The organism is Gordonia sp. C13, assembly GCF_023218005.1.
GTDB lineage: Bacteria > Actinomycetota > Actinomycetes > Mycobacteriales > Mycobacteriaceae > Gordonia > Gordonia namibiensis.
Genome location: NZ_JALPSY010000017.1, coordinates 39,697 through 53,191, shown reverse-complemented (window position 1 = coordinate 53,191; position 13,495 = coordinate 39,697). Strand labels below are relative to the sequence as shown.

The following is a 13,495-nucleotide window of genomic DNA, read 5'->3' as shown; positions in this document are numbered from 1 at the left end:
TTCGATCGGCGCTATACTCGACGGCACGTCCAGTCACGCCCAGCCGTCGAGGGGAGTGTTCGCAGATGACCACGATGATCGGCATCAACGCGCACCGTCCGGTCCGGCGTGCGCAGCGCACGGTCGAGGTCTTCGGCATCGACTGGCCGGCCCACAAGGCCCACGCGGTTCTCGCGGGTCTCGCCACCGCCGTCGTGACCCTGCTGATCGTCGGATCGTTGCAGGTCACTGCGTGGGTGACGGCGGTGGCAGTTCTCGCGGTGTGGTGGGGGGAGCGCTACCTGCCCGGGAACGCGGCGGTCGCACCCCGATCGAATCCGCCGGGGATCTCGTAGATCCGTCCGTCGAATCCGGCCCGGTACAGGCGTCCGGCCGAGAATCCGCGGTCGCCGCGACCGTAGGAGAGCACGCTTGACGTCGGCAGTCCGCTCGCCAGCACGCAGTAGCGCCCGGGCGAGGTGATGCGGACGATCTCTCCGGTTGCGTTGAACGGCACGACCGGCCGGTCACGGGAATCGAGTGTCAGTCCGTCGGGAGTCGACGGTGCACCCACGCCGAGCAGACTCTGCACCACCCGCGGATTCGTCGTCGAGATCCGGCTGACTCCGGGGTTCACGAAGGTGCGCGACACGTAGAGCCAGCGGTCGTCGCGGCTCAGGACCGCGCCGTTGGCGCTCGGCAGCGCGCCCCATGCGGCGTTCACCGCGCCGCCCGGTGACACCCGTCCGATGAGGTTGCCGAAGTCGTTGGTGGCGTAGACGTTTCCGCTCGCGGCCACATCCATCCCGTTCGCTGCGGACAGCCCGGTCACCCACGGCCGGAACGCCCGGGAGTTGACATCCAGGCGGCCGATCGACGCATGGCGGAGGGCGTCGCCGACGATGACGCGGGGATCGGCGCCGTAACCGACCAGCAGGGTTCCGCCGGGAGTCCACGCAAGCGCGCCCGCACCGCTGCCACCGGGCACCCGTGCGATCGGGACCGCAGGCGCACCTGGGCCGTTCAGTCGGTAGACGCGTCCGGAGACGAGATCGGTGGTGTAGAGCCGTCCACCGGCGTCGACCGTGAGGCCCTCTAGTGCGGCGCCCGGGACGACGCCGACGAGCCGGGCAGGGGCGGCACCCGGACACGACGGGGCGGCCGAGGCGGGCGCCGGACCGACTGCGGTGGAGAGACCCAACGCCATGGCCGCGGATGCTGCGCCGGCAGCGATCCGGGTGAAACGCGAGGTACGCCGGGACCGGCGCGGGGACGGATGGCGAGATGTCATGACTGCTCCCTGTTCAGGTGGCGGGCCGTACGTGCCTTCTCCTCGCGCGTTTCTGCCTGCGGTCCGCGTGCGACGAGCGACGTCGCGGACATACCCACCCGCGGGGTGGGGCAATCCCGGAATGAAGCCGACCGCAGGCACCGAGCACACCGATCTCGCCGAAGTCGATGTACCCGGACGCCTCGAACCATCCCGCGCAGTGAGAACATGGCAGTCGTGAGTACGCACCACGTCCCCGTCCACCAGCACGGCCCGGCACTGAGCCTCGACGCCATCGAGGCGGCATCGGAGCGAATCGCCGACGCGGTGGCGCGTACCCCGCTCGAGGCCTGCCCACGACTGTCGGGGTCTGGTGCCCAGATCTACCTCAAGCGCGAGGACCTGCAGACCGTCCGCTCCTACAAGATCCGTGGCGCGTACAACGTGATGGCTCAGCTCTCGGCGGAGGAGTTGTCCCGCGGTGTGGTGGCGGCCAGCGCCGGAAACCACGCACAGGGCGTCGCTTTCGCGTGCAAGAGCATGAAAGTGCCCGGACGGATCTATGTTCCGACCACCACCCCGAAGCAGAAGCGAGACCGGATCGCGTGGCACGGCGGCGATTACGTCGAGTTGAAGGCCATCGGGGAGACCTACGACGCCGCCGCGGCCGCCGCGCAGGCCGATGTGATGAGCACCGGCTCCGCATGGATCCACGCCTTCGACGACCCGCGGACGGCGGCCGGACAGGGAACCATCGCACGCGAGATCGTCGAGCAGTTGGGCCGAGTGCCCGACGTCGTCGTCGCGCCGGTCGGTGGGGGCGGCTGTCTGGCCGGCATGGCCACCTATCTGCGCGGACTCTCCGACGAGGTGACGATCATCGGCATCGAACCGACCGGGGCCGTGTCGTTGAGTGCGGCATTGGTCAACGGCGGGCCCGTCACCCTCGACGAGATCGACCCCTTCGTCGACGGTGCGGCGGTGAAGCGGATCGGCACCATCGGCCATCAGGTGATGTCCGAACTCGGCGCGAGCGTCAGCGATCACCCGATCCTGGCCGGCATCACCGCGACGCCGGCGGCGCGGATCATCCCCGACGGTCCGGTGTCGCCGACCCTGGGCACGGCGCACATCACGCACGTCGACGAGGGCGCCATCTGCTCGGCGATGCTGGAGCTGTACCAGAACGAGGGCATCATCGCCGAACCCGCCGGAGCGCTCGCGGTGGCCGCGTTGGACAAGCTGCGACTGCCCGACGACGCGGTCGTCGTGTGTCTGGTGTCCGGCGGCAACAACGACGTCTCCCGCTACGGCGAGATCATCGAACGCTCATTGGTGCACCGGGGTCTGAAGCACTACTTCCTGGTCGACTTCCCGCAGGAGCCCGGCGCACTGCGTCGCTTCCTCGACGAGGTGCTGGGACCCGACGACGACATCACGCTCTTCGAATACGTCAAGCGCAACAACCGCGAGACCGGTGCCGCGCTGGTGGGTGTCGAACTCGGTAGCCCGGACGGCCTCGGTGCCCTGATGGACCGGATGGCGCGTTCCCGCCTGCACTGTGAACGTCTCGAGCCCGGTTCGCCGGCCTACGAATACCTGACCTGATCTCCGACGTATGGCTCGAAGCCGCGCACGGCGCGTTTTCGGGCTATGAAACGCGGCGCCCGACGATCACGTTGTGTCCGGGCGAGATCCCGGCCTCGGGTTGCTCCCAGGCCAGCGCGACGTCGAGCGGCCAGGGGAGTGTGACGGGCGCGTCGCCGGGGACACACACCACCGACCATTCGTCGCGGTGCATCGCGAACCAGCCTGCTGCTTCGTCGAATTCGGCGCCGACCGAGGTGAATGCCGGATCATGCAGCGCCGGTTCGGTTTTCCGGAGCGTGATCAGTGATCGGTAGAACTCCAGCACGCGGGCGTGGTCGGGTCGGGTCGGCTCCGACCAGTCCAGCTTCGACCGCTCGAAGGTTTCCGGGTCCTGCGGGTCGGGCACATCGTCGCTGTCCCAACCGTGTTCGGCGAACTCCGACTTGCGGCCCTCCGCGGTCGCCCGGCCCAGTTCCGGCTCGGGGTGGGAGGTGAAGAACTGGAACGGGGTTCCCGCTGCCCACTCCTCGCCCATGAACAACATCGGGGTGAAGGGGGACAACAGGATGAGGGCGGCCTTGATCGCGAGCTGCCCGCCGTCCAGATTGGCGCTCGGCCGGTCGCCGATCGCGCGATTGCCCACCTGGTCGTGGGTGCACGTGTAGGCCAGCAACGACGACGCGGGGACGCGATCGGTCGGGATCGGCCGGCCGTGGCACCGTCGCCGGAACGACGAGTAGGTGCCGTCGTGGAAGAACCCGCCCGTCAGGACCTTTGCGAGACAATCGAAACCGCCGAAGTCGGCGTAGTAGCCCTGTCGTTCGCCCGAGACGAGGCTGTGGATGGCGTGATGGATGTCATCGTCCCACTGGGCGGCCAGCCCGAGACCGCCGGACGACCGCGGCAGGAACATCCGGGGATCGTTCAGATCGCTCTCCGCGATCAGTGACAGCGGACGCCCGAGTTCGGCCGACAGGGCGTCCGTCGCCGCGGCCAGTTCCTCGAGGATGTGGACCGCACGATGGTCGGCCAGGGCGTGGACGGCGTCGAGTCGTAGTCCGTCGATGTGGAATTCGGTGAACCAGCGCAGTGCGGTGCCGGCGATGAAGGCGCGTACCTCGTCGGAGTCGGGTCCGGAGAGATTGACCGACGATCCCCACGACGTCGTGCCCTCGCTGAGATACGGCCCGAAGTCCGGCAGATAGTTGCCCGACGGCCCCAGGTGGTTGTAGACGACGTCGAGGACGACGCCCAGTCCCTTGGCGTGGCAGGCGTCGACGAACCGGGCGAGTGCCGCCGGGCCGCCGTAGGTCTCCTGCACGGCGTACCAACCGACCCCGTCGTAACCCCAGTTGTGGGTGCCGTTGAAGGCGTTGACCGGCATCAGTTCGACGAGATCGACGCCGAGATCGACCAGATGGTCGAGCCCTTCGATCGCGGAGTCGAGAGTGCCTGCCGGGGTGAAGGTCCCGAGGTGGAGTTCGTAGATCACCGCGCCGCGCGCATCGCGGCCCGTCCAGTCGGCGTCGGTCCACAGCGACTCGTCGACGGAGAACAGTGCCGACATCTCGTGGACACCCTCGGGCTGCCGGACGGAGCGAGGGTCGGGACGCACGGGTCCTCCGTCGATCGAGAACCCGTAGCGCACATCGGCGATCGGCGCGTCGATCGCGCCGGGCTCCTCGTCGAGTTGCCACCAACCCCCCGTGCGTCGGGTCATCGGGAACGACGCGGCCGGGGCGCCCACGACGCCGGCGACCATCGACATCGATGCGGCCGCAGGTGCCCAGACGCGGACCTCGCCGAGGGTCTGCGGCGGCACGAACGGCGCGATCGAGGATCGGAGGGGTAGGTTTCCGCTCCATTGGTCGACCGTCCAAGTTAAAGTGCTCTGGTCATCAGCAGTAGTGCTGTCGCTCACACCTGCACGGTATGTCGAACCGGGCGGGGCCGCGACCGGCGTTACTGTGAGGCCACACACAACGGAGCTCGAGAGCGGGGTATATTACGGCGACGCTCATGCCCAAGGGGGGGCACCTCGAGCAGATCAGCCGAGCGGTGCGCGAGCTGGAGACAGCACGGACGCACGGCGACCTGACGGCCGGTGAACGGGTAAGCCGAGACGCAAGGGTAGGGATTGAGCACAGACGCAGTCACCTCGGATGACGAGGAGGTCGGTCGGAAGAGACCGGGTGCGGTTCGGTCGTGGTTCGACAAACATGTCGTCGCGTCCTTCGACACCTTCGGACGCCAGTTGGGCATGTTCGTCGAGGTGTTCCGCACACTCTTCGCCGATCTCTTCAAGCGGCGTTTCCCGTTCGGGGAATTCATCCGCCAGTGTGCATTCATGGCGAGCACCTCGGTGTTCCCGACCCTGCTCGTCGCCATCCCGATCGGCGTCATCGTGTCGATCCAGGTGTCGAACATCGCCGGTCAGGTGGGTGCTACCTCGTTCTCCGGCGCGGCCACCGGCCTCGGCGTGATCCGTCAGGGCGCACCCCTGGTCACCTCGCTGCTCCTCGCGGGCGCGGTCGGTTCGGCCATCGCGGCCGACCTCGGTTCCCGCACCATCCGCGACGAGATCGACGCCATGAAGGTCATGGGTGTCAACCCCATCGAGCGCCTCATCTCGCCGCGACTTCTCGCCACGATGGTGGTCAGCTTCCTGCTCTGCGGCTTCGTCTGCTTCGTCGGCTTCATCACCGGTTACGTCTTCAACGTGTACTTCCAGGGCGGTACGCCAGGCAGTTACACGGGCACCTTTGCGTCCTTCGCGACCACCGCGGACCTGATGTTCGCGTTGGCCAAAGCGGTGATATTCGGCGCGATCGTGGCGATCGTCGCCTGCGATCGCGGCCTCTCGACGAAGGGCGGTCCCGCCGGCGTCGCCAACTCGGTGAACGCCGCGGTGGTCAACTCCGTCCTGCTCCTGTTCACCGTGAACGTGATCCTCACGCAGTTGTTCGCGATCCTCTTCCCGGCGAAGGTGGTGTGAGATGACCGCGTCACGGTATGTGCCACCCGCGCTGAAACCCTTGGAGGCCGCCAAGGCCGTCTATCGCGGTCCGCGCGACGCCCTCGCGGCGATGGGGCACCTCATCACGTTCCTCGTCCGCTCGATCGGCGCGGTCCCGCTGGCCTTCCGGCACTACAGCAAGGAAGTCTGGCGCCTGCTCGCCGACGTCGCGTGGGGCAACGGCGCGATCGTCGTGGGCGGCGGCACGGTCGGCGTCATGGTGATCCTCGGGGTGATGGGCGGCGCGACCGTCGGTATCGAGGGCTACACCGCGCTGAACCTGCTCGGCATGTCTCCGGTGACCGGTGGCCTGTCGGCGTTCGCGACGACGCGTGAGATCGCCCCGCTGCTCGCGGCGACGGCGTTCACCGCGCAGTCGGGTTGCCGCTTCACCGCGCAGCTCGGTTCGATGCGAATCGCGGAGGAGATCGACGCCCTCGAGGCGATCGCCATCCGCCCGCTGCCGTACCTGGTCACCACCCGCATGCTGGCCGCGGTCATCGCGATCGTCCCGCTGTACTCGGTGTCGCTGGCCGCCAACTACCTTGCCTGCCAGTTCATGTTCATGCTGCAGAGCGGGCAGGGCGAGGGCACCTACCTGTACTACTTCAACCAGTTCATCGTGTCCTGGGACATGGTGTTCTCGTTCATCAAGGTGATCGTCTTCGTGCTGCTGACGACGTTCATCCAGTGCTACTACGGATACTTCGCCGCTGGAGGGCCCGAAGGTGTGGGCATTGCTGCCGGACATGCCATCCGACTCGCGATCATCGTCATCGTGTTCGCGAACCTGGTCATGACACTCGTCTTCTGGGGCACCTCGCCCGGAATCAAGATCTCGGGATGAGGGGGAGCCGGTGAACATCGCGACCGACGGGCGCAACCCCTCACTACTGCAGTACGTGCTGCGCGGCGTCGCCTTCCTGCTGGTCCTGCTGGTGATCTTCGTGCTGCTGTTCATGCGGTACCAGGGCACCTTCAGCAAGACGGTGGAGGTGACCGCCGACCTCGTCGACGTCGGCGACGGCCTGACCTCCGGCGCCGACGTCCGCTACAACGGGCTCATCGTCGGCGCGGTGAAGTCGATCTCGGTCGCCGACTCCGGCGACCAGGTGGACGCCGCGAAGGTCATCAAGAAGGTCGAGATCGACATCGTGCCCGCGCAGGCCGAGGGCATCCCGGCGTCGGTGACCGCGCGGACCGTGCCGTCGAACCTGTTCGGCGTCAACTCCGTCGAGCTCGTCCGACCTGCCGAACCGGGGACCGAGCGACTGTCGTCGGGTGACACGATCCCCGCCGACAAGTCGCTCGAGACGATCAAGCTGCAGGATGCGCAGAACGAGTTGAGCGCCATCCTCGACGCGGTGCCGCCGGAGGAGCTCGCCCAGGTGCTCGGTGTGGTCGCCGACGCCCTGAAGGGCGGCGGATCGGTGTTCGGCTCCTTCGTGGGCGTGCTGCGGACCTACTTCGACGCGATCAACGCCCAGTTCCCGCCGGGCGCACCGCCGGGGTTCGACAACTTCGACGCCGCGATCAGCGGTCTCGCGGAGTCCGCGCCGGAACTGCTCGACACCCTGGGCCGCAGCGTGATCCCGGCGGTGACCATCGCCGAGAAGCAGCGCGACCTCTCGGCACTGCTGAGCGGCAACCAGGGACTGCTCGACCAGATCCAGCTGATGTTCGCCCGCAACGGCAATGGCGGTCAGCGACTCGTCACCGACCTGAACCGCATGCTCGGCGCAACTGTGCTCGAACCGAATTCGTTGCCGCAGGCGATCATCGCGCTCAACAATCTCGCCGCCCGGGTGCTCACGGTCTTCACCGGGACGAACGGGCACGTACAGCTGAACATCGGCGTCAGCTTCGGCGCGTTCGTCCGCTACACCCGTCAGAACTGCCCGGTGTACAACGGCGGCCCGTACGGCACGTTGCGTGGGCCGGGCTGTGTGGGACCGGGAACCGGTACCGGACCGACGATGTCGGGTCCGCTGCAGATCTACCCGTCCGACGGCATGCGCAAGAACCGTCCCGTGGGCATGGTGACCACCGGCTCCGACAACAAGACGCTCGGCTCGGTTCTGCGCCGGAAGCCGTCGGCCGCCGACACGATCATGCTCGGACCGCTGGTCCAGTCGATCGACGCACGTGATGGAGCCACAGATCAGGGAGGAGGACGATGAGCGCGGCCTCGGGCTCGATCCGCAAACCGCTGATCGGCTTCACGATCTTCGCTCTCGTCGCGTTGCTCGTGACGTACGTGATCTTCTCGACGCTGGAACGATCGGTGTCGGGGTCGACGAACAACTACACGACGTTCTTCACCGACGCCTCGGGGCTCGCCGCCGGCGACGACGTCCGCATGGCCGGCGTCCGTGTCGGGCGCGTCGACAAGATCGAACTCGACAACGGTCGCGCCCGAGTCGAATTCGAGGTGCAGAACGACCAGCAGGTCTACACCAACACGCGTGCGGCGATCCGGTATCAGAACCTCATCGGCCAGCGGTATCTCAACCTGACGCTGGTCGAGGGGCGCGACAGCAGGCCGCTGTCGCCCGGGTCCACACTGGAGCTGCCGTCCGAGGACTCCTTCGACATCACCAAACTCCTCGCCGGATTCCAGCCGGTCTTCGAGACCCTCGACGCCGACCAGGTCAACGCGCTGTCGCAGGGACTCCTCGAGGCGTTCCAGGGCAATTCGGTCTCGCTGAGCTACACCGTCGCCGAGGTGGGCCGGCTCGCCGAGGACACCGCCAACCGCGACATCGTGATCGGCGCGATCATCAACAACCTGAGCACCGTGATGCGTGACCTGTCCCGTCAGGGCGGCCAGCTCGGCACCGTCATCGAGTCGATGTCCGCCCTCATCGAGAACCTCAACTCGAACTCGGCGGCCTTCGGCAGCGCGGTCGCCGACATCGGACGCACTGCAGACGGTTTCGCCGACGTTCTCAGCCGCAGCCGGGGCAGCCTCGCCGCCGCCGCGACGAACGGCCGCGTCGCCACCAACACACTCATCCAGAACGGCTCCAAACTCGACCGGATGGCCGTCGACGCGCCGATCTTCCTCGGCCACTTCCCGCTCGTACTCGGAGAGGGTGCATACCTGAACATCTATGCGTGCGACCTCGACGTCGCGATCGGTGATGTCCTGCTGCCGCCGGGGATCTTCAACAAGATCGGTGGCACGAATCATTCGGTGGTGTGCCGATGAACTGGTTCCGCAAGAGATTCCGCAGCAACACCCGCGTCTGGTACGGCGTGATCGGCGCGGTCGTGATCGTCGCACTCCTGCTGGGCGTGACGGCGCTGGCCGGTGCCCATCTCGGCAAGAAGACGCTCACCGCCGACTTCGCGCAGGCCGGCGGGATCCGACCGGGCGACAAGGTTCGGGTGGCCGGTATCGACGTCGGTGAGGTCACCGAGACCGAACTCGCCGGCACCCACGTCGCGCTCACCATGAAGGTCGACACCGACGTCCGGGTCACGAAGAACGGCATGGCCGAGATCAAGATGTCGACGCTGCTCGGCCAGCGCTACGTCGATGTGTCGCTGGGGGATTCGCCCGAGGAAGCACCCGACGGCCACATCGAGAAGACCGCGGTGCCCTACGACCTGAACCGCACCATCGAGGAGGGCGCGCCGATCCTGACCGGGATCGACGACCAGACCCTCTCGCAAAGCATCCGCACGCTCAACCGTCAACTCGCCGGTGTTCCCGCGATCACCGAGCCGACGTTCGAGGCACTGACGCAGATGTCCGAGGTCATCACCAACCGCAAGGATCAGATCAACCAGCTGATCGCCGACACCAAGACGATCACGAACATCGTCAACGACAACCAGGCGCAACTGGCGGTGATCGTCGGCCAGGGACGCGACCTGACCCAGAAGATCGTGGCCCGTGAGGAACTGGTGACGCGCCTGCTCGACGGCATCGCCGAACTCACCGAACAGACTAGTGCGGTGGCGGGGGAGAACGCCAACCAGTTCGCCCCCATCATGGCGAACCTGAACACCATCACGCAGGGCCTGGAGAAAAACCGCAACAACCTGCGCAAGCTGCTGGAGATCCTGCCCGTGACAGCACGTCTGACCACCAATGTGATCGGCGACGGCCCGTACGCGAACGGCTACCTGCCGTGGGGCATCTTCCCCGACAACTGGCTGTGCCTGGCCCGGGTGGTGGACGGATGCTGAACCCGCAGAAGCTGCGTCGTTCGACGCTCCTCGTGTGCATCTCCCTGCTCGGCATCCTGGGCCTCTCGGGATGTTCGATGATCCCGGGCAGCTGGAAGGCGGCCTTCGGGCAGGCGATCGAGGTCACCGCCTACTTCGACAACGTCGCCGGCCTCTATGTCAGCAACGACGTCGCGGTTCTCGGCATGCCGGTCGGACAGGTGACGGCCGTCGAGCCGCAAGGCGATCGGGTCAAGGTCACCATGACCATCGACAAAGACGTGCCGGTGCCCGCCGACGCCACGGCAGCCATCGTCAACACCTCGATCGTGACCACGCGCCACGTCGAGCTGACCCCGGCGTACGAGGGCGGACCGAAGCTCGAGGACGGCTCGGTGCTGAAGGAGACCAAGGCCCCGGTGTCGGTCGGCGAACTGTTCGACGCCATCGACGGTCTCGTCGTGGGTCTGAAGGGGGAGGGGCCCGGCCCCGGCCCGCTGGCGGACATGATCGACATCACCTCGGGGATCGCCACGGGTAATGGCGAAGAGATCCGTGCGGCGCTCGATCAGCTGGGACAGGCGTCGAATGTCATCTCCGGCAACAGCGACGCCCTCGTCGACATCATCGAGACCATCGAGGGTCTGAGCACCACGCTGGTGAAGAACTACCCGAAGATGACGGCGTTCTCGAAGTCGGTCAACGAGGTGTCCGAGCTGTTGGGGGCCCAGTCGCCCGGCCTCGTCGCGACCCTGCGAAACCTGAACCAGACGCTGCAGAACACGACGGCCTTCCTGCAGAACAACACCAACACGATTTCGGTCTCCTTCGACCGGCTCGCGGCGTTGACCGCCAACCTGAGCGACTACTCGCGGCAGGTGGTAGAGACCATCGATGTCGGTCCGCTGCTGTTCCAGAACCTGAGCAACTCGATCTCCGCAGAGCAGGGCGCCTGGCGCGCACAGGTGCTGCTCGACAAGTCGCTCGTCGACAACGAGTTGCTCGCCAAGTTCTGCGAGTCGATCAACCTGCAGAAGGACGGCTGCCGCACCGGCAAGCTGAAGGACTTCGGGCCGGACATGGGCATCTACTCGGCGATGCTGGAGCTGACGAAATGAGAGCGGTGACCAGCGCCTCGCTGCGCAGCACGGTGCCAGAACCGGCACGACGCCGCTCCCGCGCGCGACGCGGCGCGGTGACGGCGTTGCTGCTCAGCGCACTGATGGGACTCACCGGCTGTGGCGTGTTGCCCGGTCTGACCGTCGAGCAGATCCCGCTGCCGGCCCCCGGCGGCATCGGCGACTCCATCCGGCTGACGGCGAACTTCGACAATGCCCTGAACCTGCCGACGCGCGCCAAGGTGAAGCTCAACGGCACCGACGTCGGGGCAGGTCGACACCATCGTCGCCAAGGACTACTCCGCGATCGTCACGATGGACGTCAGCAAGAAGACCGAGTTGCCGGTGGGCACGGGAGCCGAACTCCGCCAGGCGACCCCGCTCGGCGACGTGTTCGTGGCCCTCCTGCCGCCGCCGAACGCGCCGAAGGGATTCATGACCGACGGCGACACCCTCACCGGCCCCACCTCCGCGGCGGCGACGGTCGAGGACCTGCTCATCAGCATGAGCGGTGTGGTCGACAGCGGTTCGCTGAACTCGCTCACGGTCATTCTCACCGAACTGAGCGCGGCCGTCGCGACCAATCCGACGGACCTCAACGGTGCGATCCGCGGCCTGACGACCGGCATCCGCAAACTCAACCAGAGTTCGGCGCAGGTCGACCGGTCGCTGGCGAACACCCGGATCCTGACCGGTCAGCTGGCCGACGGCCGAGCCCAGATCATGGCGTCGATCAACAAACTCGGTCCTGCGCTGCAGTCGCTGAACGGTCAGATCGGCTCGATCCTGACCTCGCTGGACAAGGCTCAGAAGGTGACCTCGGCGACCAACGACTTCCTCCGCACCGACCAGGACAACCTGGTGGAGATGCTCGGTCATCTGTCGACGGTGCTGGCCGGCCTGCGGCAGGCGGCCGGCCCGCTCGGTTCGCTGGCCGACAACCTGCACACGCTGACCCCGAAGTGGATCAAGTCGACGCCGGGTAGTGCGGCAGCTGTGTCGGCGAAGGTGTACTGGCTCAACCCGGGTGTCGGATTCGACTCGGCGAGCAGGCTTCCCGAGCTCGAGGACGTCGATTCGGGCTCGGCGGCGCTCCAGCAGACGCTCACGCGACTGCTGGCCCGACTCACCGGAACCAAGGGGTGCTGCGGATGAGCGGCGTATTCGGTTTTCTCCGCAGGCATTCCGTGCTCGTCGGCAACCTCGGGCTCGTCCTGGTCATGGTCGTCGGGCTCGGCTACCTCTCGCTCGGTACGTTGCGGTGGGAACCGTTGGCGGGCAAGTACAAGCTGACCATCGAGTTCCCGATCTCCGGCGGCCTGCAGGAGACGTCGGGGGTCACCCTGCGCGGGGCGCGCATCGGCGAGGTCGACACCATCCGCGTCGAACCGGATTCGGTGACGGTGAAGGTCTCGGTCGACGACCGGTACAAGATCAACCGCAACACCCAGGTCGCGGCGCTGGGGTTGTCGGCGGCCGGCGAACAGTACGTCGATTTCCAACCCACCACCTCGGAGGGGCCGTACCTGAAGGACGGCGACGTGATCAAGGCCGGTCAGACCAAGGTCACCGTGCCGTTCTCCGATCTCCTCGAGTCCGCGCTGGAACTCATCCAGCAGATCGACCCGGCCGAACTCCGTTCGGCCGTGGACAATCTGAAGATCGCGCTGTACTCCGAGGACGGCACCAACGACCTGAAGGTGCTGTTCAACTCGGGCGGCACGATCTTCGCGCGGTTGTACACGGCACTGCCCGAGACCACGAAACTGATCCAGAACGCGGGCACCATCTTCAAGACGACCGCCGACATCCAGCCCGACTTCGGGAACACGGTGTCGTCGCTGAGCGACCTGATCAACTCCGCCGCGGCCTCCGACCGGGAACTGCGCACGTTGCTCGATCGGGGTCCGTCGCAGATGACCAGCCTCGCCGGTTCGATCAACCAGCTGACCGACCCGGTGACCGACGTGATGAAGCAGTTCCTCGACATAGCCGAGCAGGGCGCGCTGCGCGCACCGGCCCTCGCGACGCTGATGCCGTCGATCCGGGACGCGAGTATCAAGAGCCTCACCATGTTCCACGACGGTGCGTGGTGGGCCTTCGGTTCGGTGTACCCGAGGCCCAGTTGCAACTACCCCGTCACCCCGCGTCGGCCGACCCAAGTCCTCGAGCTGACCATCCCGACCAATCTGTACTGTGTGACCGAGGATCCGAACCAGCAGATCCGTGGCGCGGCCAACGCACCACGACCGCCGGGCGACGACACCGCAGGGCCGCCACCGGGTTACGACCCGAACGCCCGCACGGTGCCGCTCGACAAATGACGACCAGACAAGTTGCGTGACC

At 66.8% G+C, this 13,495-nt stretch carries 11 protein-coding genes and 1 pseudogene; 10 read left to right on the top strand and 2 right to left on the bottom strand.

Features of this window, described 5'->3' with window-relative positions:
* The first annotated feature begins 65 nt into the window (after nucleotides 1-65).
* Nucleotides 66-335: a hypothetical protein gene (locus tag M1L58_RS14350; protein ID WP_248659392.1), complete on the top strand. Its 270-nt coding sequence runs from the start codon at nucleotides 66-68 to the stop codon at nucleotides 333-335.
* Here M1L58_RS14350 and M1L58_RS14345 read toward each other — a convergent pair.
* Entirely contained in the window at nucleotides 278-1,186 is a 909-nt protein-coding gene (locus M1L58_RS14345) for an SMP-30/gluconolactonase/LRE family protein (RefSeq protein ID WP_083876451.1), read from the bottom strand. The genes M1L58_RS14350 and M1L58_RS14345 overlap by 58 nt on opposite strands.
* Before the next feature lie 291 nt (nucleotides 1,187-1,477).
* On the opposite strand from M1L58_RS14345, the gene ilvA reads away from it, so the two are divergent.
* Nucleotides 1,478-2,857: a threonine ammonia-lyase IlvA gene (ilvA, locus tag M1L58_RS14340; RefSeq protein WP_248659391.1), complete on the top strand. Its 1,380-nt coding sequence runs from the start codon at nucleotides 1,478-1,480 to the stop codon at nucleotides 2,855-2,857.
* A gap of 43 nt (nucleotides 2,858-2,900) precedes the next feature.
* On the opposite strand, the gene treZ is transcribed toward ilvA, so the two are convergent.
* Nucleotides 2,901-4,661, bottom strand: a complete 1,761-nt coding sequence (treZ, locus tag M1L58_RS14335; protein WP_308221817.1) for a malto-oligosyltrehalose trehalohydrolase — start codon at nucleotides 4,659-4,661, stop codon at nucleotides 2,901-2,903.
* Nucleotides 4,662-4,976: 315 nt separating this feature from the next.
* Here treZ and M1L58_RS14330 point away from each other — a divergent pair, with 315 nt between their 5' ends.
* The 8 genes and pseudogenes from M1L58_RS14330 (at nucleotide 4,977) to M1L58_RS14295 (ending at nucleotide 13,473) form a co-directional block, all read left to right on the top strand.
* On the top strand, nucleotides 4,977-5,834 hold the full coding sequence (locus M1L58_RS14330) for an MlaE family ABC transporter permease (protein WP_006868314.1): 858 nt from the start codon (nucleotides 4,977-4,979) through the stop codon (nucleotides 5,832-5,834).
* A 1-nt stretch (nucleotide 5,835) separates the two neighbouring features.
* A complete protein-coding gene (locus M1L58_RS14325) occupies nucleotides 5,836-6,702 on the top strand; it encodes an MlaE family ABC transporter permease (RefSeq protein WP_005198851.1) in 867 nt (288 codons plus the stop codon).
* Nucleotides 6,703-6,712: 10 nt separating this feature from the next.
* A complete protein-coding gene (locus tag M1L58_RS14320; protein WP_006868315.1) occupies nucleotides 6,713-8,035 on the top strand; it encodes an MlaD family protein in 1,323 nt (440 codons plus the stop codon).
* Nucleotides 8,032-9,066 carry an MCE family protein gene (locus tag M1L58_RS14315; protein ID WP_248659390.1) on the top strand — a complete coding sequence of 345 codons (1,035 nt, stop codon included), beginning with the start codon at nucleotides 8,032-8,034 and terminating at the stop codon, nucleotides 9,064-9,066. Before M1L58_RS14320 ends, M1L58_RS14315 begins: the two co-directional genes overlap by 4 nt.
* Nucleotides 9,063-10,052 carry an MCE family protein gene (locus tag M1L58_RS14310; protein ID WP_248659389.1) on the top strand — a complete coding sequence of 330 codons (990 nt, stop codon included), beginning with the start codon at nucleotides 9,063-9,065 and terminating at the stop codon, nucleotides 10,050-10,052. Before M1L58_RS14315 ends, M1L58_RS14310 begins: the two co-directional genes overlap by 4 nt.
* Nucleotides 10,046-11,149, top strand: a complete 1,104-nt coding sequence (locus M1L58_RS14305) for an MCE family protein (protein ID WP_006868318.1) — start codon at nucleotides 10,046-10,048, stop codon at nucleotides 11,147-11,149. The genes M1L58_RS14310 and M1L58_RS14305 overlap by 7 nt, the downstream gene beginning before the upstream one ends.
* Nucleotides 11,146-12,304 (top strand): annotated as a pseudogene (locus M1L58_RS14300) (MlaD family protein). The gene M1L58_RS14305 and the pseudogene M1L58_RS14300 overlap by 4 nt, the downstream one beginning before the upstream one ends.
* Nucleotides 12,301-13,473, top strand: coding sequence for an MlaD family protein (locus tag M1L58_RS14295; RefSeq protein WP_006868320.1), 1,173 nt, complete (start codon nucleotides 12,301-12,303; stop codon nucleotides 13,471-13,473). The pseudogene M1L58_RS14300 and the gene M1L58_RS14295 overlap by 4 nt, the downstream one beginning before the upstream one ends.
* Nucleotides 13,474-13,495 lie beyond the last annotated feature (22 nt).